The organism is Limnobaculum xujianqingii, from assembly GCF_013394855.1.
GTDB classification, from domain to species: Bacteria; Pseudomonadota; Gammaproteobacteria; order Enterobacterales; family Enterobacteriaceae; genus Limnobaculum; species Limnobaculum xujianqingii.
The window spans coordinates 2,740,586-2,763,575 of record NZ_JABMLK010000001.1 but is presented as its reverse complement, the minus strand read 5'-3'; the positions used below and the strand labels follow the sequence as shown (position 1 = coordinate 2,763,575).

Genomic DNA, 22,990 nt, shown 5'->3' with positions numbered 1-22,990 from the left:
CAATTTGAGTTCTATTTTTACTTGAAGGCCATCATCTGTGATTGAAATGACCTTTAGGTAAAAATAGCCGTTAGTACCAAACGTTATAGGTTCAGCCAGATGAGCGTAAATAAGAATGGCAAAGCATATCTGAGCTTTGCCATTCGGATTTTACAGAACCAGTTGAATTTCCGGAGGAGGAGGAGGGAGGGTACTTTGTGTGTCTGCAATCCCTGCACTACTGCTACCAATGGAAACGCTTGCCGATACCCATTTGAAGAAGCTGGAAAAGGCAGTGGAATCTAATGTATCGAGAGAAACCACTTGATCGGTTAGCTGGGTCAGATACTCATGTTTGGCTTTAGGTCCTGCGGCACAGGCGATAATTGAACCAAAAGGACGTTTCTTGATTTCGCCAATTGCCTGAGTATAGGCATAAGCATCCGATGGACTACCGTCGGTCATCAGGAATACCAGCGGTCGCCAGTCACCTTTTTGATCTTCGGTTGAACGCTTAACGTCGCGGTCTACCAGTTCAATCAGTAATTCAAGACCCGCACCCATAAAGGTTCCACCGGCACTGGGTACTTCAATGTCAGTAAACTGGAAGTTTTCCAGTGCGGTCAGTGGGATATGCTCTCTGGCTTCGTTATCAAAGGTGATAATCGAAATATGCACGCTTTCTAATGCATAAGGATCTTGCTTAAGCGCATTGAGCATGGCCTGAATGCCAACATTGACTGAATGAATAGGCTCCCCACGCATTGAGCCCGATGTATCCAGCAAAATATAGACGGGTAGCCTTCTCATTAAACGTAGTCCTTCAGATATGATACAAAGCTGTCTGAAGGTGATGGTTCACCGATAGCGTTAAGCTTCCAACCGCTGTCTTCTCTGACTAATTCAGCAAACAGCAGTGAACACTGGTTGGCATATTCAGCACCACCGGACAGGTTGAAACGCGCCATTTCGACATTTTTGGCATCAACTGCGCGAATATAGGCGTTCTTCACTTTGCCAAAGTTTTGCTTTAACTCCTGACCTTTGTAGATCTGTACAATAAATACAATTTTGGCGTATTCCGGGCTCAGGGTATTTAATTTAGCAATGATTTGCTCATCATCACCGTCGCCTTCACCGGTACGGTTATCGCCGGTTAACCAGATTTGGCCTGATTTATGTTTCTGGCTGTTAAAGAAAACAATGTCGCCATTAATTAATGTCGGGCGGCCATTGGTTTCGTTACCCAGATCTCTGACTTTGCCATTCTCATCACATAAGAAGGCAGCAACATCTAAATCGTAATCTTCGCTTTTTTTACCCATCAGACTACCAAAGAAGCCTTTTTTCTCTTCGTTGATATCCCAGCCTAAACCAATGGTTACTGAAGATAAATCGAACTCATTCTTCTTTAAACTAACGCCTTGTCCTTTGCTTAAACTAACAGCCATAACTTCTCCTTAATTTTAATTCCGTTAAAGTACAACGTTAACTTCTGGTGGTGGTGGAGGTAAATCATCCAGGCCGGTCACTTCTTTTTGTCCTGAATCAACCTTTTGGCTACCGACTGAAATACTGGCAGATACCCATTTAAAGAAGGCTTTGATGGAATTGGAATCCGCGGTATCGAGTTGCAGTACCACTTCGGTGACTTCCTGTAGTACGGAGGTATCCGCATGCTGACCTGCGGCACAGGCTACGACCACGCCGGTACGCGCTTTCTCAAAGTCAGCCAGACCTTTACGCCAGTCATCGGTTGGTGCACCGTCGGTCATGATAAAGACCAGCGGACGCCAGTCACCTTTAATTTCTGCCGTGGTTTTTTGAACTTCATTCTCAATGCTGCTGGCCAGTAGTGATAAGGCTTCACCGAAGGCGGTTGTACCGGTCGCTACTAAATCAGGGGATTTAAAGTTAAGCAGTTCAGTGAGAGGGATAACTTGTCGGGCAGATGAATCGAAGGTGATAACGGAAAGATAGGCGGTTTCTAATGCATAGGGATCCTGTCGTAGGGTTGATAACAGGGTCTGAACGCCATTTTTTACTGCTTCAATGGGTTCTCCGGTCATCGAACCAGAAGTGTCCAGCATCAGGTAAATCGGAAGTCTTCTCATGAGTATCCTTACTGAATATAACGATAAGTTTTATCAAGTGATGCCAAGATATTAATTGATTTCATCAGTAACGCAACCACTGATCTTAAACCTGTGGTAAATGTTGATGGGTATGTGTCGGCAAGGCTTTTGGCGGCCAGAAGATGAGTTAATAATAGTTAATGATGATTTATGTAACTAATTGATTTATAAAAATTCGATATGGATGCAAATCAATTGATTTTGATTGAAATAATAACGGACGAATAAAAGTGTTTGCCATTTTATTCGTCCGTTTTACAGGCGGTTAAAGCATTTCTAAAGGTTTCTTCCGTGATGGCGGCGGGAATGCCGCATCCAGCGTAACGTAATCTTCATGTTCCAGATGAATACTTAAACTACCAATATTCTCTATCATATGTTCAACGCTGGAAGCCTTCGGAATAGTAATAATATTATGGTCGCGTAATACCCAGGCCAGAGCTATTTGCGCCGGTGTGGCATGGTGGCGCTTTGCCACTTCTACCAGAGCAGGGTGCTCCAGCAGGCGAGCCTGTTCAATAGGGGAATAGGCCATAACCGGCATACTATTACTGCGACACCATGGCAACAGGTCGTATTCAATCCCCCTACGAGACAGGTTATACAGTACCTGATTGGTAGCAATTCGCTCATTGTCCACAATGGTCATCAGCTCTTCCAGATCGTCGACATCAAAGTTGCTGACGCCCCATTGGCCAATTTTCCCTTGTTCCACTAAATCTTCCAGAGCGTTAACCGTCTCTTCCAGTGGAACATGGCCTCGCCAGTGCAGCAGGTAGAGGTCAATATACTCTGTGCCCATGCGCTTTAAGCTGCCTTCACAGGCAGCAATAGTTCCCTGAGCACTGGCATTACCGGGAAGCACTTTACTTACCAGAAACACATCGTCGCGACAGCCTTTAATTGCCGCTCCGACTACCCGTTCGGCACCACCATCAGCGTACATCTCTGCGGTATCAATCAGTGACAAACCCCGCTCAATACCATGACGCAGGGTTTGAACTTCGCGTTGAATATCGGAGCTGCGCTCCCCCATAAACCAGGTACCCTGACCAAATACCGGGACATCGTCCCCGCTAGGCAAAGTGATATAACGCATGTGCTGTCTGGCCATGCAATCAACCTCCAGTTAATGAAAATTAATGGCGTGTTCCGTTATCATCCTCATCCATAGGATATTCGCCGTCGTCCTCATCATCATCGCTACCGTTAGGATCTTCGAAATAGGTGCCCCAACCGTCGTAATTGATATCGTAGCGATCCGCCAGCTTAATCAGCTGTTCAACTTGTTTATCAATGATATCAGCGTTGAGGGAAACTTCACTGATCACGTCACAACAAAGAACGATTAAGCCATCTTCTACTTCTAATTCTTCCGGTTCGGTAACTTCATAACCGAGTTTAAACGCTTCGACTGCGGCTTTTTCCAGGGTATCGAAATCTTCCGCAGAGAAATGGTGCTCGATAGCGTACAGTGCATCAGGGTCGCTGCCATCTTCCAGCAGCTCTTCGATAATCAGGCGAGTTTCTTCGCGTTGTTCTTCCAGCAGGATACTTAGTTCGTCGTTAGCCATGATATTTTTCCCATTAGGATGGTCAGTTAGCGGTATTCTCACATAGTGCAACCGGTAGCTCCACAGGAAAGAGAAAGTTTTCTGTATTATCAGGTTGATTGTGAATATTAATTCATATAAATTGATTTTTAATTCAATTTATCGTGATATCTTCTATATTAAGCTCAGGGAGACAACCCAATGCCTCAGTTTTACCAGCGTCATCTGCTTCGGTTACTTGATTTTAGTCCAAATGAAATTGCCGCATTGCTGGCTTTGTCCGCCAAACTAAAAAAAGATAAAAAAAGTGGAATTGAGCAGCCGTTGCTAAACGGTAAGAACATTGCCTTAATCTTTGAGAAGGACTCCACGCGTACGCGCTGCGCTTTTGAAGTCGCTGCTTTCGATCAGGGTGCAAGAGTGACTTATCTTGGTCCAAGCGGTAGTCAGATTGGGCATAAAGAATCGATTAAAGACACCGCCCGGGTATTAGGGCGTATGTATGATGGTATTCAATATCGCGGTTTTGGTCAGAAGATTGTTGAGACGTTAGCTGAATTCTCCGGCGTCCCGGTATGGAACGGTCTGACGGATGAATTTCATCCCACACAGATTTTGGCCGATTTATTGACCATGCAGGAACATTCCCCGCAAAAATCCTTGTCCCAGATTAAATTCGCTTATTTAGGGGATGCCCGTAACAATATGGGAAATTCCCTGCTGGAAGGGGCCGCGCTGATGGGAATGGATATCCGTCTGGTGGCACCAAAAGCCTGCTGGCCACAGGAGTCACTGGTGGAGAGCTGTCAGGCAATTGCTAAAAAGACCGGAGCCCGTATTACCCTGACGGAAAATGTCGCTCAGGGAGTTGAAGGGGTTGATTACCTGTATACCGATGTTTGGGTGTCGATGGGTGAGCCAAAAGAGGTATGGAAAGAGCGTATTGCTTTACTCAAGCCTTATCAGGTTAATCAGGCTATGATTGAGCTAACGCATAACCCACAGGTGAAATTTCTCCACTGCCTGCCTGCGTTTCATGATGACCAAACCGTAATGGGCAAACAGATGGCAGAACAGTATGGATTGCACGGCGGTATGGAAGTCACGGACGAGGTGTTTGAATCGGTGCATAGTGTGGTGTTTGATCAGGCGGAGAATCGGATGCATAGCATTAAAGCGGTGATGGTGGCGACATTAGCAGTATCGTATTAATTCTTTCAGTGAAACAGGTAATAAAATAGATTTAGGAAAGTTTTTTAGGTCAAGGATGTTATCCCTTGACCTTTTTTATTTGAGCACTGGAATTCAGCCGACAACTGAGAGAGGGTAGCACGCCAAACATGGATGTTTGGCGAGGCACTGCTTCGTCGGACAAAATTGCAGGAGCAATTTTGAACAGCACAACGTGCTGGCCCCGTAGGGGTGAGCCTCATGGATGAGGCGAATAAACCGAATCAGTGCCGGTGCGTGAGCCCGAACGAAGGCGGAGGGAAGTCGCGTAGCGACCTGGATTCGGGTGCGAAGGCGTGGAGGTGCAGGAGGCGCTCGCCTAAGCGCCTCCTGCTCGGCCACTTGCACAATTGGTTATTTGGACACTGCGTTGTTAGTGGACGAAATGTACTCAAAATTTAATTTGATATACTCAAATTAAAATTCCCCATTTCATGCCAATCGGCAACCAAACAGAGCGGTTCTGTATTTATAGCTTTACAGTGCACTCACCAACATTTTAACTACCGCTTTACGCACATGAGCAGGTTTGCCAACGGCGCACAGGGGTTTGTGTACTTCACCCGGGTAGAAAACGATAAAGTCACCTTCCTGCATAATCATTTGTCTTTCCTGTTCGCCAGCAGGTAAAAAGGCGATGTCTTTATCTGCCAGCCAGTTATCTGTAGGTGTACCTGCTGGCAGGTTACTGAATACCATGCCTTCTTCACCTTTCAGTACGATCTGAATATCCAGATAGCGTTCATGATACTCAGCGCGGCGGTTCTGTAGCTCATCGGTGCTATCGTTGGAAATCAGTACAAATATATTATTGCCATCGATGTCATGTTTACCTAATGGCGTATCGTTAGTGATGTTGCTTTTAATGTATTCGATAGCCTGTTTCAGCTTGGCTGGCAGGTAAGGGACAAGTTCTAAATGGTGGATGTTTCCGGTGATCATATTTATTCCTTTTGAAAAATGAAATGCTGTTTCATATTCTATTATGTCCGGAAAATAAGCAAAGTATTTTATTGTCAATAGTGGACGCTTATCACATTAGTATGATGTGTCGAATAGTTAAGAATTATTGGATTTACTTTCTTTGTTTCGCGGCTTATGGTGCATCTTTCTGTAAGCGCCTTATAATGACCGGCGTGATTGATCTCAATATGACAAAAACGACACTTATAAACTAAGGAGAATTCATGTCCCACATTATTAATACTGACAAAGCACCAGCGGCAATTGGTCCATACGTACAGGGCGTAGATTTAGGCAGTATGATTATCACTTCTGGTCAGCTTCCTATTGATCCTAAGACAGGTGCTTTTCCTGAGGATGTAGCCGCTCAGGCGCGTCAGTCTTTAGAAAACGTGAAAGCGATTGTTGAAGCAGCAGGCCTGAAAGTGGCTGATATTGTAAAGACTACCGTATTCGTTAAAGATTTAAATGACTTCGGCACGGTTAATGCGGCGTATGAGGCCTTCTTTAAAGAGAATAATGCACCATCATTCCCGGCGCGTTCTTGTGTGGAAGTGGCCCGTTTACCAAAAGATGCAAAAGTAGAAATCGAAGTTATTGCGGTTCGTCGTTAATACTCATTGATAATGCCATCACCGGTAAGATTCTTGTGCTATCAGAATCCTACCGGTTTAAATCCGCTATCAGTATTTTCTCAATGAGACAGCCCTGACGGGGTGTCAGCAGGAAATTTCACACCGATAAGTGCACGTATCTCTGTCAGTATGCGAGATGTGCTGCGTGACACAGGAATGCCTGTGTGGTCAATACACTGTCGTTCAATCAGCCCGGCAAATACGCTGGCTTCATAGAACATGGTATTTTCATGCTGTGGCAAAGAGATATCTTCTGGCTGACCGCCTCGTGGGGTAAAGATAATCTTCTGACATTCAGATATTTTTTCGATTATCAACGTACCGTCTTCTCCCTGTATTTCACTGGGAATATTTGAATTACTCACTTTGGAATGAAACAGAACTACATCAAAATAACCATAGTTCATCCAAACCGTTCCATGTCCATCCACTCCGGAGTCCAGTAATCCCGCGCTGGCATCCAGCCCTTTAGGTTCCCCAAACAGGCTAATGGCGCTGGCGAGGCAGTAGTAGCCAATATCCATAATTGAGCCGTTGGAAAAAGCAGGATTAAAGGTATTAGGGTTCTCACCGTCCAGATAACGCTGGTAACGGGAGGAATACTGGCAGTAGTTAATAAATACCTTACGTACTTTGCCAATACGCAGCAGCATTTGTTGTAACAGAATGAAGTTAGGTAACCAGGCAGTTTTAAACCCTTCGAATAGCACCACCTGATGTTTACTGGCGCAATCGATTAAGGTTTCTACTTCCTGAATATGTGAAGCCAGAGGTTTTTCGCACATCACATGCTTATGGTGTTGTAGCATGAGTAGCGCTTGTGAATAGTGAAAGGAATTGGGGCTGGCAATATATACCGCATCAATCTCAGGGCTTTCGGCCAGAGCCTGAAGATCGTCAAACAGCAGTGTTATCTGATTAGGTTCAGCAAAGGCGCGTGCACTTTCCAGTGAGCGGGAATACACCGCAGTGAGTTTCAACTTTCCGGTAGCATGTGCAGCATCAATAAAACGTTGGGTAATCCAGTTGGTTCCAATAACAGCAAATCGAATCATAATGTGCCCCATTTAGCGGAGGGTTAACTTTATCCCGCAATCTGGCGACGACAATGACTGACGATGGGCATAAAGCCAGATTCAGGGGGAAAAGGTTCGAATTAACGGTGCGACAGGGATCCCTTAAGTATATTACTTAAGGGATCGATTGGTTATCGTTTATTTGCGGTTTTTTTATCTTTCGGTGCTGCGGACGGACGACCCATGATGGATTGATAGACTTTAAAGCGTCCGGTTTGAGCCAATACTTCATGGCTGCCAAAGGTAGCGTCCAGAAGGTCCGGGTAAGGCAGGAAGGCGTTAGCGACAATACACAAACGACCGCCTAACTGCAGATGTTTTGTTGCACCACGGATCAGCGATTCCGCGGCGGTCAGATTGGTTTGTAATCCATCATGAAACGGCGGGTTAGAGATAATAAAGTCAAAGCGACCTTCAATATCGGAGAACACATCGCTGGCAATCACTTTGCCCTGTAATCCATTGGCGCTGATAGTTGCTTTGCTGGATTCAAGTGCAGCTGCGTTAACATCGCTTAGCGTTAGAGTAAGGTCCGGATTTTCATGAGCAAGAATCGCGGATAACACACCGGCACCGCAACCTACGTCCAGCACTTTGCCTTTTATATTTTCCAATGCCGAAAGCAGTAACTGACTACCCACATCAAACCCATCGCGGCTAAATACGCCCGGCAATGTTTTTACTATCACATCATCAACCTGATACTCATCCCACCATTGAGAGACATCAAACTGCGCCTGACGTTCTGAACGGAAGTGATAGAGGCTACAGCGACGAGCGCTGTCAATTTTAGCGATTGGACCAAAATCGGCTAACAGGGTTTCGGCGCTGCGCACGCCACTGCGGTTTTCACCAACGATAAACAGGTCAGTACCAACAGGTAACTGGCTGAGCAGGGCATTTAATTGAAACTGTGCTTCCTGCTTGCTTTTAGGCCAGTAGAAAACCAGAGTATCGCAGCCATCAACCAGTTCAGGTGGTGGCAGTAAGCTGAACTGGGCTTTTTCGCCCAAAGTACGAGCGAGTTGGCGCCAGTGATGGTACTGAGAACAGTGAACCCGAACTTCCTTTGCCTCAAATTGACAAGGAAGATCGTCTTGCAGATCGCCGGCAAACAGTACGCGGCGTTCGGTAAACTCATCGGTATGGCGCAGCATTACTTCACTGGCCGGGCAAAAAGCGGACATAGTATTCTCCTGTGAGGCAGGCGGATGAATCAGTAATGGAAAATGCCTCAAATGGTATTTGCGCCGAATTATAGAGCTTTATTGGCGGTTATTCGATGGGTTTGCTAGCATAGCGCAGCTTAATTCTGAAATTGATAGCGAGTAGTGGGTAATCATGACGACATCACGGCGTGACTGGCAACTGGAGCAAATGGGCATCAGGCAGTATCAACTGAGGCGTCCGGCTGCACTGCAGGGAGAAGTTGCCATGGTTTTGCCTGCTAACCTTAAAGTGATTTTGTTAGCAGAAACGTTACCTGTGCTGTCTTCTCCATTGATGCAGGATATTTTACGCGCCATGTTGCTTTCGGTGGAACAGATTTATTGTCTGACACCCGAACAGGCCATGATGGTGCCGGAAGATACTCGTTGTGTATTCTGGCTGATGGACATTGAACAATGTCCTGATTTACCAGCAGCATTGGCAGAGTTACCGGTCTTAAGCACCCCAGCACTGCCTGAACTGGCGGATAATCCTGAAGCAAAACGTACCTTATGGCAGCAGATTTGTCGCGATGAATACCATTTCCTTCCTCAAGCCGGATGATTTACCGGTCGTCTGGCAAATTGAACAGGCGAGCCATGCTTTTCCCTGGACAGAAAAAACGCTACACAGTAATCAGGGAGACCGATACCTGAATCTGACGTTAAGCGTAGATAATACTATTGCTGCTTTTGCTATCACCCAAGTGGTGCTGGATGAAGCGACTCTCTTCAATATTGCCGTTCATCCCGATTTTCAGCGTCGAGGCGTGGGACGGGAGCTGTTGCAACATCTGATTGATGAGTTAATTCAACGGGACGTCATGACGCTGTGGCTGGAAGTTCGGGCATCCAATCTGGCTGCTATTGAGTTGTATCGTGCTTTTGATTTTAATGAAGTGACGGTAAGAAAAGGCTATTACCCGGCAGCAGATGGTCGGGAAGATGCGGTGATTATGGCGTTAACGCTGTAGTATCAGTAATGACTAAAAATTTAAAGCGCGGATTGGGTTATAGCAATCCGCGCTTTTCTGTTTACTGACTGAATTATAAACTATTTCACCAGCAGATCGTTTTCTACAGAACGTACGCCAACGACGGTTTTAGCCACATCTGCAGCTGCGTTGGATTCATCTTTAGAGCGTACAAAACCGCTTAGCTGTACTTTACCTTTAAAGGTAGTGACAGTAATTTGGGTGGAGCGAATGGTTTTTTCACCTAAAAGCGCGGCTTTTACTTTAGTGGTAATCACTGAGTCATCAATATACCCACCGGTACCTTCAGTTTTCGCCGTAGGTGAACAACCTGCGACTGCGATGGTCATAATAATGGCACCCAACAGGGCTGCAAGTGACTTTGCAATCTTCATCCTTTCTACTCCTTAGTGGTTGATGATTTTGTTGTGAACAGCGTTAATAAAAATAACGCCTCATCTTAGCTGTATATTTGACCCATCTGAGATGATGCAATTCGTTTATTAATATAGTAATTAAATAACGCGATAGCTAATATTTTCATTAGGTAACGATTAGTTATCGTTTTCTGACAAGGCTTTATTTGCAGGGTATATTGCGATGGTCAGGAGCAAGTGTGTCATCATTTACTCAAGAGTGTTGTTTGCTTTAATCATGGACTAATCAGTGAGGAACCTATCCTTTCTTGGCCTATGTGTGTAAAATTCCCGGCAATTAACGATAATTCCTTTTTTGTGCTCCCTGAGAGTTTCCAGAGAATCCCTGATGAAAGATACGTCAAGAGCTGCAGAGATCGCGTGCCGACGCACGTTTGCGATTATTTCTCACCCCGATGCGGGTAAAACAACCATCACTGAAAAAGTTCTGTTGTTTGGACAGGCGATTCAGACTGCCGGTACGGTGAAAGGGCGTGGTTCTAACCAACATGCCAAGTCCGACTGGATGGAGATGGAAAAGCAGCGTGGTATTTCGATTACGACGTCGGTGATGCAATTTCCTTATAAAGAGTGTCTGGTAAATCTGTTAGATACCCCGGGACATGAAGACTTCTCTGAAGATACCTACCGTACGTTAACCGCCGTTGACTGCTGTCTGATGGTTATTGATGCGGCAAAAGGGGTAGAAGACCGTACCCGTAAGCTAATGGAAGTTACTCGCCTGCGCGATACGCCAATTTTAACCTTTATGAACAAGCTGGACCGGGATATTCGCGATCCCATGGAGCTGCTGGATGAGGTAGAGAGTGAACTGAAAATTATGTGTTCACCAATTACCTGGCCAATTGGCTGCGGTAAGCTGTTTAAAGGGGTTTATCATTTATATAAAGACGAAACCTACCTGTATCAAAGCGGTAAAGGCCATACCATTCAGGAAGTCCGTATTGTGAAAGGGTTGAATAACCCTGAACTGGATGCAGCGGTGGGCGAAGATTTAGCCGCACAACTGCGCGAAGAACTGGAGCTGGTGCAAGGGGCTTCTCATGAATTTGAACTGGATGCTTTCCTGGCGGGTGAACTGACACCGGTATTTTTCGGTACCGCATTGGGTAACTTTGGTGTGGATCATATGCTGGATGGTCTGGTTGACTGGGCTCCGGCACCAATGCCGCGCAAAACTGATGTGCGTGAAGTTTCTGCTACAGAAGAGAAATTTTCCGGTTTTGTATTTAAAATTCAGGCCAATATGGACCCGAAACACCGTGACCGCGTGGCCTTTATGCGTGTGGTGTCAGGTACTTATGAGAAAGGAATGAAACTGCGTCAGGTGCGGTTGGGCAAAGATGTGGTTATCTCTGATGCTCTGACTTTTATGGCTGGTGACCGTTCTCATGTGGAAGAGGCTTATCCGGGCGATATTATTGGCCTGCATAACCACGGTACCATTCAAATCGGTGATACCTTCACTCAGGGTGAGGATATGAAATTCACCGGTATTCCAAACTTTGCGCCAGAGCTGTTCCGCCGTATTCGCCTGAAAGATCCACTGAAACAGAAGCAGTTGTTGAAAGGGCTGGTACAACTTTCAGAAGAGGGTGCGGTTCAGGTATTCCGACCAATCGCTAATAATGATCTGATTGTTGGTGCGGTTGGGGTACTTCAGTTTGATGTGGTAGTGGCTCGCCTGAAGAGTGAATATAACGTAGAAGCGATTTATGAATCGGTGAACGTTTCTACTGCCCGCTGGATTGAATGCAGTGATGCGAAAAAGATGGAAGAGTTTAAGCGTAAAAATGAGCTGAATGTGGCTTTAGATGGTGGTGAGAACTTAAGTTATATCGCACCAACTATGGTTAACCTGAATCTGACTCAAGAGCGTTATCCGGACATTGTGTTCCGTAAAACACGTGAGCATTAATAGTCATAATTAGCTGCTAATTTTACTATTATATGAAGTACACAGGCCTGACAGTTTATGTCGGGCTTTTTTTATTCTGTCTGACCAGCAATTAACGAAGCAATTATAAGCAGACTTACAAAAATTTTGTGATCTATACAACAGTTTACCCGGGGTGTTCTATAGTTATACAGGTAGCTAATTGCATATTAGGGCTAATATTTAACAGATTAAATAGAGGTGTTGCTGATAGGCGACAATTAGTATCCAGTTAATTCAATAAGTTAAAATATTTTGTTATGAAAATGTTATTAATAGATTGAATTTGTCGCTAAAAAACAACACTTCCACTTTTTTTTATATACCATTCTATTAGTAATTTATTGATTATTAATCATTTAATCTAATGTGGCCCAATAATTGCACTGCTATTCATGGTCATTGGCTAATTGTATTGTGCAATTGGTTGATATCACCGGATAACTTACTGGAAAACAGGTGATTTATTCGGTATTCCTGTATTTAAACCTAAAGGTAAGCATCAATGAAAAATGTACCCTTAGCACGTTCTTTTATCGCCATAGTATTAAGTACGGTAGTTGTCAGCGGGAGCGCATGGGCTGAAGAAACCGTGGCAACTAAGGCCGAAAATGCCGTTGAAAAAGTCAGTACATCCATTGATAAGTCGGTTGATAAAGTAGGTTCCTCTATCGATAACTCGATGAAGAAAGTCGATAACTTTATGGGCGACAGCACCATTACGGCAAAAGTAAAAAGTGCGTTGTTAGATCATAAAAGTATTGAAAGTACACATATCTCAGTTGAAACCACCGGTGGTGTCGTCACCCTGAGTGGTTTTGTTACCAGCACCGAACAGATGACCCAGGCCAATGAAGTGGTAGAAAAGGTCGAAGGGGTGAAATCTGTTAGTAACAAACTTCAGGTACAAGAAGATAAAAGCGGTACGGTAGAGGGCTATGTGAGTGACTCTGCTATTACCAGCGAAGTTAAAGCCAAATTCCTGGCAGATAAAATCGTCCCATCTCGAAAAATCAAAGTTGAAACCAGTGAAGGGGTGGTATTACTGACCGGTAATGTTGATAAAGCGGCTCAGGCTAAACAGGCCGAAAGTATTGCTAAACAAGTAAAAGGCGTTAAAACCGTGAAAAACGATTTGGTTGTAAAACACTAACCGTTAAGATGACGCAGTAAAGCGTATTAACGTTTTACTGCCAGTCTGACTGAGGAGCTATTATGATGAATAGTGATATTATTCTGGGCAGACTAAAGCAGTGGAAAGGTTCTATCCGACTCTGGTGGGCTGAAATGGCCGGCATAGAAGATGAGTTTTTTGCCGGAAACAGCGATTGGCTCTCGGGAATTCTGCAAGAGGATTACGGAAAAGAGCAAGAAAGGGTATCCTCTGAGTCGGGAACTCATCATTAATATTTAAAAGGTTAGTATTTGGGAAACAGAATACCTGTCACTCTGGGACGAAAAGAACCGTTGATTCATAAGCCGGAAAAACCAGGCAAAATTGCACTGGTTTGTGAAGGTGGCGGACAGCGGGGGATTTTTACTGCCGGAGTACTGGATCAGTTTCAACGAGCAGGCTTCGATCCCTTTGATCTAATGATCGGCACTTCTGCGGGAGCACAAAATTTATCGGCCTATATTTGTGGCCAGGCAGGTTATGCTCGTCGGGTTATCGTTCGCTATTCCACCTCACCGCAATTTTTTAATCCTATCCGATTTGCCCGTGGCGGGCATATGATTGATATCGATTGGCTGATTGATACTGTCACCGACCAAATGCCACTGAACATTTCTTATGCTCTGGATCGTATGGCGAAAGGGCGAGAGTTCTACATGTGTGCCTGTCGCGGTGATGATTTTACGCCAACCTATTTTCCTGCCGAACAGCGAAACTGGTTACAGGTACTGAAGGCGTCCAGTGCTATTCCCGGATTTTATCGCGCCGGTATAGAGATCGATGGTGTCTACTATATGGATGGTGGCATCAGTGACGCGGTTCCGGTAGAAGAAGCCTATCGACGGGGAGCCGATACTATCGTGGTGATCAGAACGGTTCCATCTCAGATTTATTACACGCCAGCCTGGATGAAACACATGGAGCGCTGGTTTCCTGACGATACCAGTTTGCCTCAAATGTTGCGTATTCTTCATCAGCATGAAGTTAGCTATATTCGCACACAGCAGTTTATTGAAAATCCACCTGATGGCGTGCAGATCTTAGAGATCTTCCCACCAAAACCATTGGCCAGCAAAGCCCTGGGTAGCCGCATAGCTTCACTGAACCGGGATTACCATCTGGGCAAACAGTGCGGTCGCTATTTTCTGGCAACCCTTGGACGTTCTTTATTGCGTTATGAAGAGTTAAAGCAAAAGAACACCACGAATATTCTTTCTCGTCCGTCACAGCCTGATATGATAAGTCCGCAATAATTCTATTCCCCCCATGGTGGAGGTTGTGTGACACCCGTATTTATAGATACCCATTGCCATTTTGATTTTCCCCCTTTTGTTCACCATGAGCAGGAGAGCCTGACATTAGCCGCTGAGTCTGGTGTTGAGCGCATTATTGTGCCGGCCGTCACCAGCGAAATGTTTGACGGAATCATTCAACTTACCCGCCAGTTTCCGGCGATTTACGGTGCTTTAGGTTTACATCCTCTGTATATCGACTCGCATCGGGAAGAAGGATTGCAGCAGCTGGCACAACGGTTAAGCCACAATGACGGTAAGATCGTAGCAGTGGGGGAGATAGGGCTGGATGACTATATGGAAACCCCACAGTCTGAACGACAATTATGGCTATTGTCAGAACAGCTTAAACTGGCAAAACGTTTTGATTTACCGGTGATTCTTCACTCCCGGCGTACCCATGATAAGTTGGCCAGCGTATTAAAACAGCATCCGCTACCGCGTGCTGGTGTGGTACACGGTTTTTCTGGCAGTTTGTCTCAGGCTCAGGCCTTTATCCGGTTGGGTTATTCTATTGGTGTTGGTGGTGTAATTACCTATGAGCGAGCACAGAAAACCCGCAAGGTAATGGCAAAGCTGCCGCTGACATCACTGGTATTAGAAACGGATGCGCCGGATATGCCACTGTCAGGATTTCAGGGACAACCTAATCGGCCAGAGCGAGTTAAATTAGTGTTTGAGCAACTGTGCCAACTGCGAAGCGAGCCGGCCCGTGAGATTGCTCAGCAGCTGTATGCTAATAGCGTTGCGCTGTTTCATTGCACTTAACCAACGCACTTAACCAATGCGATTAACGATAGGGGCGCTTTTTGTGCGGGCGTTTCTTTTTATGTACTTTATGTGTCGGTCTTTGAGTTTCAACAGTCGGGTGAGAAGCTTCTTCTGGTTCTGAATCTCCGGCAGTTAACAGATAGGGTGACTTTTTCCATCCGCTGCGTTGCCGCATCAATAATGTGCGGCCCAAAATAATACCAATCACCATAGCCAGCAGTAGCATCAGGCGTAGCATATTGGTGGTATTGTCCACTTGCTCAGATTCTGTTGCCAGCACGTGAGTGTCCAGAGTCAGGCGAATAAATCCCAACGGCCCATCTTTGCTGTTAATCATTTCCACAATCTGCTGATTGAAATAGCTACCGGGGCGTTGTCCGTCGAGAGCGAGTCTGTCTCGTACGCTGGTACCATCACCCTGTTGCGCAATCAGTGTGCCATCCACTTGGTATACGGAGGCGTCAAGGATCCGGCTATGTTCTGTCAGATGTTGTAGAATGCTCTTAATTTTCTGATCGTCAACACCATCAACCGGGCCGTCTAACAGTGGTGCAAGGGTAAATGTCACTTGCTTTGCCAGCGTGCGGGCCAGTTCCTGGGATTGTTTCGCTTGTGCTGCCTGACTGTTTAAGCTGAAATAGGAAACTCCCTGCATCAGGGCGACTAATAACGCCAGACAGAACAGAACGATAACAATTCGATGTAGGTGGAATTTGAACTTAAGCCGTTTGGTCATGCAACTACCTTATGTGCCGAAGATGTTTTATGTTGCCAGAACTCTATTCATTAGGATAGCTTGGAACGCTGTTTTGCCATTGAAACCATTTTTTTGTGCAAAGAAGCCTCGTTTTTAAGGAGTTGTAGCATGCCAATTAGCCTGACCTATAGCGATTTACCCGCGGAAATAGACTGCTGGCCAGGGTTGCCACTGTCATTGAGTGGTGATGAGGTCATGCCGCTTGACTATTGGGCCGGTCACACTGGCTGGCTACTGTATGGTAAAGGATTAGATAAACAGCGTTTATCTCAGTTTCAGCGCAGGTTGTGTGAACCACTGGTGGTGGTTTCCGCCTGGACAGTGGAAGAGTATCAGGTGATACGTCTGGCGGGCGTGTTGTCTACCAAAGCGAAGAAGATCGCAGAAGAGTATCAGTTTGATGTTGCTCAAATGGGGAATTTGCCATCATTACGTACGCCAGGGTTGCTGGTAATGGATATGGACTCTACCGCCATTGAAATTGAGTGTATTGATGAAATTGCTAAGCTGGCTGGGGTCGGTGAACAGGTTGCCGAAGTTACCGAACGGGCAATGCGTGGTGAGTTAGATTTTGCCGCCAGTTTACGTCAAAGAGTGGCGACGCTGAAAGATGCTGACGCCACTATTCTTGAGCAAGTCAGAGAAGGTTTACCGCTGATGCCGGGGTTAACTACCCTGGTGGATAAGTTACATGAAGCTGGCTGGCATGTAGCGATTGTTTCCGGTGGATTTACTTATTTTGCCGATCATTTGAAAGAGAAACTGAATCTGGTGTCGGTTTCTGCCAATCAGCTTGGTATTAAGCAAGGTAAGCTAACCGGTAAAGTCACCGGGCCGATTGTCGATGCAAAATTTAAGGCCGTAAAGCTACAGCAACTGGCAGAAGAATTGTCGATCCCAATGGAGCAAACGGTCGCTATTGGTGATGGGGCGAATGATCTGAAAATGATTAAAGTAGCGCGTTTGGGTATTGCCTATCACGCTAAGCCGAAGGTGTATTCTAAGGCGAAGGTAGGGATTCGGTTTGCGAATTTGCTGGGGGTGTTGTGTATTTTGTCGGCGAGTCAGAATCATGAGGGGAAATAACCCGTAGATTTGTTTTGGTGAAGGTTTCGACCGCTTCTGAATCTGGTTTCCTGATTGATTAATGTGCGGCGGTCGAGCAAGGGGCGTTAGGGCGAACGCCCCCTGCACCCCCGCGCCTTCGCACACGAATCCAGGTCGCCTGATGGCGACTTCCCTCTGCCTTCATTCGGGCTTACGCACCGGCACTGATTCGCTCCCGGCGAAGCAGTGCCTCGCCGAACTTCCATGTTTGGCGTGCTACCCTCTTTCAGTTGTCGGCTGAATTCCAGTGCTCATTGGTAAGGTCAAGGACTAGACACCAAGTACCAAGGCCAAAGATTGATGTGTTTTTTGTTTTTTTATTGTATGAACTGTTTTTGGATATTCTGAGGTATTTATGGCGAAGCCAGCGAAACGAGCGTTTGTATGTAATGAGTGTGGTGCGGATTATCCGCGCTGGCAGGGGCAGTGTAGTGCCTGTAATGCCTGGAACAGTATTACTGAGATTCGTCTTGCGGCTGCCTCTTCATCTCGTTCAGACCGTTTTTCGGGCTATGCCGGAGAAGGCGGGGTTAGTAAGGTTCAGAAACTGTCGGATATTAGTCTGGAAGAGCTTCCTCGTTTTTCTACCGGATTTAAAGAGTTTGACCGGGTGTTGGGCGGTGGGGTGGTGCCGGGCAGTGCGATTCTGATTGGTGGTAATCCGGGGGCGGGTAAGAGTACTTTATTGCTGCAAACCATGTGTAAGTTAGCCAGTCAGATGAAGACGCTTTATGTTACTGGAGAAGAGTCATTGCAGCAGGTGGCGATGCGTGCCCACCGTCTTGGTCTGCCAACGGAGCATTTGCAGATGCTGTCAGAAACCAGCATTGAACAGATTTGCCTGATTGCTGAGCAAGAACAGCCTCGTCTGATGGTGATTGACTCTATTCAGGTGATGCACATGGCGGATATTCAGTCATCTCCCGGTAGTGTTGCTCAGGTAAGAGAAAGCGCCGCTTATTTAACCCGTTTTGCCAAGACTAAAGGTGTCGCCATTATTATGGTGGGTCATGTTACCAAAGATGGTTCGCTGGCGGGTCCTAAAGTACTGGAACACTGTATTGACTGTTCGGTTCTGTTAGATGGTGATTCTGATTCCCGTTATCGCACGATGCGCAGCCATAAAAACCGTTTTGGTGCGGTTAATGAGCTGGGGGTATTTGCCATGACAGAGCAAGGGTTGAAAGAAATTAATAACCCATCGGCTATTTTTCTTAGTCGTGGGGATGAAATTACCTCTGGTAGTTCGGTGATGGTGCTTTGGGAAGGGTCGCGTCCTTTGCTGGTGGAGATTCAGGCACTGGTGGATCACTCTATGTTGTCGAATCCTCGCCGGGTAGCGGTTGGCCTTGAGCAGAATCGGGTTGCGTTGCTGTTGGCGGTACTTCACCGCCACGGTGGTTTGCAAATGGCGGATCAGGATGTGTTTGTGAACGTGGTGGGTGGGGTTAAAGTGACAGAAACCAGTGCTGATTTGGCGCTGTTGCTTTCTCTGGTTTCCAGCCTGCGGGATCGCCCATTGCCGGAAGATTTAGTGGTGTTTGGTGAAGTTGGGTTAGCCGGCGAGATTCGTCCGGTTCCCAGCGGTCAGGAACGTATTTCTGAGGCAGCAAAACATGGTTTTAAACGCGCTATTGTTCCTCATGCTAATGTGCCGAAAAAGAGTATTCCCAATATGCAGGTGTTTGGGGTGAAGAAATTGTCGGATGCATTGAGGGTGTTGGAGGATCTTTGATGGGGTCGATACGTTTATTTAGGTGAATATTCCGGCCGTAAAAGCTATGCACTAATATTGCCTGTGTGCTCGGCCGGAAGACAATTTGTACTTGGCTTTTGTGCGCGTCGGGCCTAGCCGGGTTAGGGGCTCTTCGTTGGCTTGCGCCAAGTCGGCCCCAACACCCGTCTCTCCCGACGATTAGATTCTGAAATGAACTACTAAGGGGCGCGTTTGCGCCCCTTAATTATTATCGGATTACGCGTAATCCACCAGTGGGCTTAGCTTTTTCAACAGCGGGTCGAAGTATTGGTTTACCTGTTTGTAGACCTCTCCATTTAGCTCGTTGTAGAAACGGTGATTTTCCATATTTGGCATAAAGCGATCCCCGGTGCGTACCAGTTTCTGCGTTGCCTGTTCGTAATTGTCGAAGGCACCTACGGCCATGCCAGCGTTAATAGCACATCCTACGGAGGCTGAGCCTTTCATTACGTTTCGACTGGTTGGAATGCCAAATACATCAGCGAAGATTTGCATAAACAGGTCGCTGTTGGCACCACCGCCGGAAATGATTAGGTGTTTGAATGGCGTTTTGAGTTCCTTGGCCATCTTATCCATATGATTTTTCATGGTGAAGGCAATGCCTTCCAGCACTGAACGATACATATGGGCGCGGGTATGACGGCCATCGAAGCCCATCATTACGCCTTTACGGAATTCGGCTTCTGATGGTGGTGCCCAGTCATGAATGGTGAGCAGTCCTTCGCAACCAGCCGGAACTTTTGAGGCTTCCATATTCAGCAATTCTTCAATACTGACGCCTGTTTCATCGGCGTCCGCCAGAGCAGACTCACCAAACTGATCGCGGAACCAACTGATGGTCCACATGCCGCGACGAACGCCCATGCACTCATACAGATAGCGTCCGGGAATGGAGGCCTGGAATGGCCAAAAGTTTTGGGCATCTTTTACATTGGCATGACCATGGACCATAGCACCGATGTAAGTGCCAAGAGAAATCAGGGCTACGCCTTCATCCAGTGAGCCTGCGCCTAATGCTTCAACCGCTTTATCATGGGCGGTAGCCACCACCGGGATACCTGCAGGTACGCCAATCTGTTCTGCAGCCAGTTCGGATACATAACCCAGAATTTCTCCCGGTTTCACTACATCCAGTACGTTCTCCCGCGTCAGATTACAGCTTTTCCAGGCAGCAGGGTCAGTACTCCAGTCCAGCGTATCGTTATCCATCGGCCACCAGCCAATGTAGTTAGCGCAGGTATCTTTAAATTCGCCCGTCAGGCGATGGGTAATATAACCGGAAGTGGTGGTGACATAACGCACCCCTTTATAAGCATCAATGTACTCATAAGGTTTGTTTAAACGCTTGTCCATCCAGTTAATCACCGGGTAGGCCAGTTCACCGTTTTCTTTTAGCAGTACCCGGCAGCAGCGAATAATACATACGCCCATTGCCAGAATATCTTCTGCTTTTCGTCCTGCCTGAGAGAATTCTGCCATGGCTCGCTGGAAGGCGAGTTTTAAGGAGTCCCACAGATCGTCATCTGGATGTTCTGCCAGTAAAGGTGCAGGAATATCCATCTTGCGTAATGCCTGCTTTCCTTCACTAACCACATTACCTTGCAGGTCGAATATCACCACTTTGGCACTCTGGGTACCCACATCGACACCCATCAAATATTTGTCACTCATTTCTTAACCTCGTGATTAAAACAACAATGTTCAAATGGCGTTATTCGGTTACCGGGCTTGGTATTGTTGCCTGCTGGCTGGCGCGTTTCATGTTGTTAAACAGCAGGAAAGTAAACACAATGACCAGACAGGTGGCTCCTAATCCCATCAGCCACATATTGCGATAGGCTTCCGCAGGAGGCAGGGTGTCTTGCCAGTAACCAACAATCGGATAGACAAAAACATCAGGTAAGAAGCCAATCACAGAGCAGATGCCGACAGTGGTTCCCATAATGTATTTCGGAGTACGGGCTTCACCGATACAGGCAAAGTAGAGACCACGAGAGGCATAGCAGGCAAAGGCCAATAGCAGAATCAGGCCGATACCAACGGCGACAGAACCCGGGTTTTGATTGGTAAACAGCAATGCGCAGAGGGTGATAACGCTGATTACTGCCAGAAACTGAATCACTCGCGTAGGGGATTTAAAACGGCTGTAAGTGGTCACTAATCCACCCAAAGGTCCACACATGGCACGGAAAATTTTGTTGATCACAATTCCCATATAGCTGGCGGCTACCAGCGTCATGCCATACATTTCGGTGAGATAGTTGGTGGAGTAGCTGAGAATGGCGTAGATGGTATACACGCCAAAGATAATCATGCTGCAATACCAGGTAGTGCTGATTTTTAATACTGACAGGATATCGCTGAGTTTAAAGGCCGGTTTATCTTTCTTTTCACTGTCGCTTTCTGTGCGGGAGGTGAAGCCATCACTGACAAAGAACCAACACAGAATACCGAGCAGAATATAAACTCCGCTGTAGATCAGTATCACTGATTTCAGGCTGTTTGGGTCTTCCGGCATAAACAGCGAAAATACCCACATGGTAAATACCGCCAACAGCATTACTCCCACGCCACGCAGGCCTTCCATCCAGCCCATAATTTTTCCCTGCTCTTCATGATTACCAAGCAGTGAGGCGGCTTTAATGGAGACGGACCACAGCATCAGGATAGTGGTGATGGCAAAGGCAACCTGAATCAGTATCATCACCCAGAATGGAGGATAAACAGACATCAGAAAGCCAAGTAAACCGGTCGCTATCATAGCGAAGGTCATCATTTTGCGATGGGAGAACTTATCGGCAATAACTCCGCTGGGGGCGTACAAAATGATAGCCGCAATACCAAAGGTACTCATGATGAAGCCGATTTCGGTATTGGTGAATCCCATAAATTTTGCCATTGGGATTTGGTAAATATATCTCAGGTAAGCCAAATCAAAACTGACGCCGCCGCTGATACTGATAATCGCCAGCGTTAACCAACGGCGAAAATTATTATTTTGCATGGTGTTATCTCAGTTATGGAACATTGATTTTAGGGCAAAAAAAAAGAGAAAAGTAAGCTCCCCGCATTAAGCAGGAAGTTACTTTTCTCTTTTTTTTTGCGTTTTAATCAGGAATCAAAGGGGTTACACCATGTCACTGAATGCGTTGGATGAATTTTCTCTGGATTTTTTCTCACTCAAAGGCAAAACGGCGATCGTTACCGGTGGTAATAGTGGTCTGGGCCAGGCGTTTGCTATGGCGCTGGCTAAAGCGGGGGCTAATTTGTTTATTCCCAGCTTCATCATGGATAAGGGTGAAACCCGCGAAATGATTGAGAAGCAGGGAGTGAAAGTTGAGTTTATGCAGGTGGATATCACCGAAAAAGGTGCTCCGGCTAAAGTGATTGCTCAGTGTCTGGAACGCTTTGGTTCAGTAGACATTGTCGTGAATAACGCCGGTATCTGTAAGTTGAATAAAGTGTTGGATTTTGGTCGTGCGGACTGGGATCCAATGATTGATATCAACCTGACTGCCGCATTTGAACTTAGCTACGAAGCGGCAAAAGTGATGATTCCTCAACGCCACGGCAAGATTATTAATATCTGCTCACTGTTCTCCTATTTGGGTGGGCAGTGGTCACCGGCTTATTCCGCAACCAAACATGCACTGGCTGGCTTTACTAAAGCCTATTGTGACGAATTAGGTCAGTACAACATCCAGGTTAACGGAATTGCACCGGGCTATTACGCCACTGACATCACTACGGAAACTCGTAAAAATCCTGAAACGAATAAACGCGTTCTGGACCATATTCCGGCAAATCGCTGGGGGGAAACTCAGGATCTGATGGGAGCAATGGTGTATTTAGCCAGCCGCGCTTCTGACTATGTAAATGGCCATCTGCTGGTGGTTGATGGCGGCTATCTGGTGCGCTAAGTCGAAATTTTGATGTTTATGTTATTTGTTCTCCACCGCCATGGCATAAGACATGCCATAAAAATGTACTGAAAGCAGGAAGGATTA

General features: G+C 46.3%; 23 protein-coding genes and 1 pseudogene. 12 read left to right on the top strand and 12 right to left on the bottom strand.

Annotation, left to right across the window (positions count from 1 at the left end):
* Nucleotides 1–150: 150 nt before the first annotated feature.
* The 5 genes from GOL65_RS12710 to rraB form a co-directional block, all read right to left on the bottom strand.
* Nucleotides 151–789, bottom strand: a complete 639-nt coding sequence (locus GOL65_RS12710) for a vWA domain-containing protein (protein WP_140919096.1) — start codon at nucleotides 787–789, stop codon at nucleotides 151–153.
* Nucleotides 789–1,430 carry a TerD family protein gene (locus GOL65_RS12705; protein ID WP_140919095.1) on the bottom strand — a complete coding sequence of 214 codons (642 nt, stop codon included), beginning with the start codon at nucleotides 1,428–1,430 and terminating at the stop codon, nucleotides 789–791. Before GOL65_RS12705 ends, GOL65_RS12710 begins: the two co-directional genes overlap by 1 nt.
* Before the next feature lie 24 nt (nucleotides 1,431–1,454).
* Nucleotides 1,455–2,093, bottom strand: a complete 639-nt coding sequence (locus tag GOL65_RS12700) for a vWA domain-containing protein (protein ID WP_140919094.1) — start codon at nucleotides 2,091–2,093, stop codon at nucleotides 1,455–1,457.
* 286 nt (nucleotides 2,094–2,379) lie between these two features.
* Nucleotides 2,380–3,228 (bottom strand): aldo/keto reductase, encoded by an 849-nt coding sequence (locus GOL65_RS12695; protein WP_140919093.1) that lies wholly within the window; start codon nucleotides 3,226–3,228, stop codon nucleotides 2,380–2,382.
* Between the two features lie 25 nt (nucleotides 3,229–3,253).
* Nucleotides 3,254–3,688 (bottom strand): ribonuclease E inhibitor RraB, encoded by a 435-nt coding sequence (rraB, locus tag GOL65_RS12690; RefSeq protein ID WP_140919092.1) that lies wholly within the window; start codon nucleotides 3,686–3,688, stop codon nucleotides 3,254–3,256.
* A gap of 180 nt (nucleotides 3,689–3,868) precedes the next feature.
* Between rraB and argF the strand changes: the two genes are divergently transcribed.
* Entirely contained in the window at nucleotides 3,869–4,879 is a 1,011-nt protein-coding gene (gene argF, locus GOL65_RS12685; protein ID WP_140919091.1) for an ornithine carbamoyltransferase, read from the top strand.
* 495 nt (nucleotides 4,880–5,374) lie between these two features.
* On the opposite strand, the gene GOL65_RS12680 is transcribed toward argF, so the two are convergent.
* Nucleotides 5,375–5,839, bottom strand: coding sequence for a YhcH/YjgK/YiaL family protein (locus tag GOL65_RS12680; protein WP_140919090.1), 465 nt, complete (start codon nucleotides 5,837–5,839; stop codon nucleotides 5,375–5,377).
* 245 nt (nucleotides 5,840–6,084) lie between these two features.
* Between GOL65_RS12680 and ridA the strand changes: the two genes are divergently transcribed.
* Complete coding sequence (ridA, locus tag GOL65_RS12675) at nucleotides 6,085–6,474, top strand: 2-iminobutanoate/2-iminopropanoate deaminase (protein ID WP_140919089.1); 390 nt, start codon at nucleotides 6,085–6,087, stop codon at nucleotides 6,472–6,474.
* 80 nt (nucleotides 6,475–6,554) lie between these two features.
* Here ridA and GOL65_RS12670 read toward each other — a convergent pair whose 3' ends face one another.
* Together GOL65_RS12670 and rsmC are read right to left on the bottom strand one after the other, a co-directional pair.
* Entirely contained in the window at nucleotides 6,555–7,550 is a 996-nt protein-coding gene (locus GOL65_RS12670) for a Gfo/Idh/MocA family protein (RefSeq protein WP_140919088.1), read from the bottom strand.
* A gap of 152 nt (nucleotides 7,551–7,702) precedes the next feature.
* Nucleotides 7,703–8,758 carry a 16S rRNA (guanine(1207)-N(2))-methyltransferase RsmC gene (gene rsmC, locus GOL65_RS12665; RefSeq protein WP_140919087.1) on the bottom strand — a complete coding sequence of 352 codons (1,056 nt, stop codon included), beginning with the start codon at nucleotides 8,756–8,758 and terminating at the stop codon, nucleotides 7,703–7,705.
* A 154-nt stretch (nucleotides 8,759–8,912) separates the two neighbouring features.
* On the opposite strand from rsmC, the gene GOL65_RS12660 reads away from it, so the two are divergent.
* A complete protein-coding gene (locus tag GOL65_RS12660; RefSeq protein ID WP_140919086.1) occupies nucleotides 8,913–9,344 on the top strand; it encodes a DNA polymerase III subunit psi in 432 nt (143 codons plus the stop codon).
* On the top strand, nucleotides 9,313–9,753 hold the full coding sequence (rimI, locus tag GOL65_RS12655; RefSeq protein WP_140919085.1) for a ribosomal protein S18-alanine N-acetyltransferase: 441 nt from the start codon (nucleotides 9,313–9,315) through the stop codon (nucleotides 9,751–9,753). Before GOL65_RS12660 ends, rimI begins: the two co-directional genes overlap by 32 nt.
* An 80-nt stretch (nucleotides 9,754–9,833) precedes the next feature.
* On the opposite strand, the gene GOL65_RS12650 is transcribed toward rimI, so the two are convergent.
* On the bottom strand, nucleotides 9,834–10,148 hold the full coding sequence (locus GOL65_RS12650) for a BON domain-containing protein (protein ID WP_140919084.1): 315 nt from the start codon (nucleotides 10,146–10,148) through the stop codon (nucleotides 9,834–9,836).
* Nucleotides 10,149–10,518: 370 nt separating this feature from the next.
* Here GOL65_RS12650 and prfC point away from each other — a divergent pair, with 370 nt between their 5' ends.
* The 5 genes and pseudogenes from prfC to GOL65_RS12625 all read left to right on the top strand — a co-directional run bounded on the left by prfC (nucleotide 10,519) and on the right by GOL65_RS12625 (nucleotide 15,360).
* Nucleotides 10,519–12,108 (top strand): peptide chain release factor 3, encoded by a 1,590-nt coding sequence (gene prfC, locus GOL65_RS12645; RefSeq protein ID WP_140919083.1) that lies wholly within the window; start codon nucleotides 10,519–10,521, stop codon nucleotides 12,106–12,108.
* A 523-nt stretch (nucleotides 12,109–12,631) separates the two neighbouring features.
* Nucleotides 12,632–13,279 carry a molecular chaperone OsmY gene (osmY, locus tag GOL65_RS12640; RefSeq protein ID WP_140919082.1) on the top strand — a complete coding sequence of 216 codons (648 nt, stop codon included), beginning with the start codon at nucleotides 12,632–12,634 and terminating at the stop codon, nucleotides 13,277–13,279.
* A gap of 62 nt (nucleotides 13,280–13,341) precedes the next feature.
* The gene (locus GOL65_RS12635; RefSeq protein ID WP_407656489.1) at nucleotides 13,342–13,533 is read left to right on the top strand and encodes a CsbD family protein; all 192 of its coding nucleotides are present in this window, start codon (nucleotides 13,342–13,344) and stop codon (nucleotides 13,531–13,533) included.
* 18 nt (nucleotides 13,534–13,551) lie between these two features.
* A pseudogene (locus tag GOL65_RS12630) lies at nucleotides 13,552–14,493 on the top strand (patatin-like phospholipase family protein); the annotation flags it as partial.
* Between the two features lie 87 nt (nucleotides 14,494–14,580).
* Nucleotides 14,581–15,360, top strand: coding sequence for a TatD family hydrolase (locus tag GOL65_RS12625; RefSeq protein ID WP_140919080.1), 780 nt, complete (start codon nucleotides 14,581–14,583; stop codon nucleotides 15,358–15,360).
* Between the two features lie 22 nt (nucleotides 15,361–15,382).
* Here the strand turns inward: GOL65_RS12625 and GOL65_RS12620 are convergent, their stop codons facing one another.
* Nucleotides 15,383–16,099 (bottom strand): YtjB family periplasmic protein, encoded by a 717-nt coding sequence (locus GOL65_RS12620; RefSeq protein ID WP_140919079.1) that lies wholly within the window; start codon nucleotides 16,097–16,099, stop codon nucleotides 15,383–15,385.
* 129 nt (nucleotides 16,100–16,228) lie between these two features.
* On the opposite strand from GOL65_RS12620, the gene serB reads away from it, so the two are divergent.
* Entirely contained in the window at nucleotides 16,229–17,206 is a 978-nt protein-coding gene (gene serB / locus GOL65_RS12615; RefSeq protein WP_140919078.1) for a phosphoserine phosphatase, read from the top strand.
* A 376-nt stretch (nucleotides 17,207–17,582) separates the two neighbouring features.
* Nucleotides 17,583–18,962 carry a DNA repair protein RadA gene (gene radA, locus GOL65_RS12610; protein WP_140919077.1) on the top strand — a complete coding sequence of 460 codons (1,380 nt, stop codon included), beginning with the start codon at nucleotides 17,583–17,585 and terminating at the stop codon, nucleotides 18,960–18,962.
* 237 nt (nucleotides 18,963–19,199) lie between these two features.
* On the opposite strand, the gene GOL65_RS12605 is transcribed toward radA, so the two are convergent.
* Complete coding sequence (locus GOL65_RS12605; RefSeq protein WP_140919076.1) at nucleotides 19,200–20,654, bottom strand: FGGY-family carbohydrate kinase; 1,455 nt, start codon at nucleotides 20,652–20,654, stop codon at nucleotides 19,200–19,202.
* A gap of 40 nt (nucleotides 20,655–20,694) precedes the next feature.
* Nucleotides 20,695–21,987 (bottom strand): MFS transporter, encoded by a 1,293-nt coding sequence (locus tag GOL65_RS12600; protein WP_140919075.1) that lies wholly within the window; start codon nucleotides 21,985–21,987, stop codon nucleotides 20,695–20,697.
* A 130-nt stretch (nucleotides 21,988–22,117) separates the two neighbouring features.
* On the opposite strand from GOL65_RS12600, the gene GOL65_RS12595 reads away from it, so the two are divergent.
* Nucleotides 22,118–22,903 (top strand): SDR family oxidoreductase, encoded by a 786-nt coding sequence (locus GOL65_RS12595; RefSeq protein ID WP_140919074.1) that lies wholly within the window; start codon nucleotides 22,118–22,120, stop codon nucleotides 22,901–22,903.
* Nucleotides 22,904–22,990: the final 87 nt, after the last annotated feature.

Coding starts and splice junctions, on each gene's coding strand:
- GOL65_RS12710 (WP_140919096.1), bottom strand. CDS start 789: ATGAGAAGGCTACCCGTCTATATTTTGCTGGATACATCGGGCTCAATG.
- GOL65_RS12705 (WP_140919095.1), bottom strand. CDS start 1,430: ATGGCTGTTAGTTTAAGCAAAGGACAAGGCGTTAGTTTAAAGAAGAAT.
- GOL65_RS12700 (WP_140919094.1), bottom strand. CDS start 2,093: ATGAGAAGACTTCCGATTTACCTGATGCTGGACACTTCTGGTTCGATG.
- GOL65_RS12695 (WP_140919093.1), bottom strand. CDS start 3,228: ATGGCCAGACAGCACATGCGTTATATCACTTTGCCTAGCGGGGACGAT.
- rraB (WP_140919092.1), bottom strand. CDS start 3,688: ATGGCTAACGACGAACTAAGTATCCTGCTGGAAGAACAACGCGAAGAA.
- argF (WP_140919091.1), top strand. CDS start 3,869: ATGCCTCAGTTTTACCAGCGTCATCTGCTTCGGTTACTTGATTTTAGT.
- GOL65_RS12680 (WP_140919090.1), bottom strand. CDS start 5,839: ATGATCACCGGAAACATCCACCATTTAGAACTTGTCCCTTACCTGCCA.
- ridA (WP_140919089.1), top strand. CDS start 6,085: ATGTCCCACATTATTAATACTGACAAAGCACCAGCGGCAATTGGTCCA.
- GOL65_RS12670 (WP_140919088.1), bottom strand. CDS start 7,550: ATGATTCGATTTGCTGTTATTGGAACCAACTGGATTACCCAACGTTTT.
- rsmC (WP_140919087.1), bottom strand. CDS start 8,758: ATGTCCGCTTTTTGCCCGGCCAGTGAAGTAATGCTGCGCCATACCGAT.
- GOL65_RS12660 (WP_140919086.1), top strand. CDS start 8,913: ATGACGACATCACGGCGTGACTGGCAACTGGAGCAAATGGGCATCAGG.
- rimI (WP_140919085.1), top strand. CDS start 9,313: ATGAATACCATTTCCTTCCTCAAGCCGGATGATTTACCGGTCGTCTGG.
- GOL65_RS12650 (WP_140919084.1), bottom strand. CDS start 10,148: ATGAAGATTGCAAAGTCACTTGCAGCCCTGTTGGGTGCCATTATTATG.
- prfC (WP_140919083.1), top strand. CDS start 10,519: ATGAAAGATACGTCAAGAGCTGCAGAGATCGCGTGCCGACGCACGTTT.
- osmY (WP_140919082.1), top strand. CDS start 12,632: ATGAAAAATGTACCCTTAGCACGTTCTTTTATCGCCATAGTATTAAGT.
- GOL65_RS12635 (WP_407656489.1), top strand. CDS start 13,342: ATGATGAATAGTGATATTATTCTGGGCAGACTAAAGCAGTGGAAAGGT.
- GOL65_RS12620 (WP_140919079.1), bottom strand. CDS start 16,099: ATGACCAAACGGCTTAAGTTCAAATTCCACCTACATCGAATTGTTATC.
- serB (WP_140919078.1), top strand. CDS start 16,229: ATGCCAATTAGCCTGACCTATAGCGATTTACCCGCGGAAATAGACTGC.
- radA (WP_140919077.1), top strand. CDS start 17,583: ATGGCGAAGCCAGCGAAACGAGCGTTTGTATGTAATGAGTGTGGTGCG.
- GOL65_RS12605 (WP_140919076.1), bottom strand. CDS start 20,654: ATGAGTGACAAATATTTGATGGGTGTCGATGTGGGTACCCAGAGTGCC.
- GOL65_RS12600 (WP_140919075.1), bottom strand. CDS start 21,987: ATGCAAAATAATAATTTTCGCCGTTGGTTAACGCTGGCGATTATCAGT.
- GOL65_RS12595 (WP_140919074.1), top strand. CDS start 22,118: ATGTCACTGAATGCGTTGGATGAATTTTCTCTGGATTTTTTCTCACTC.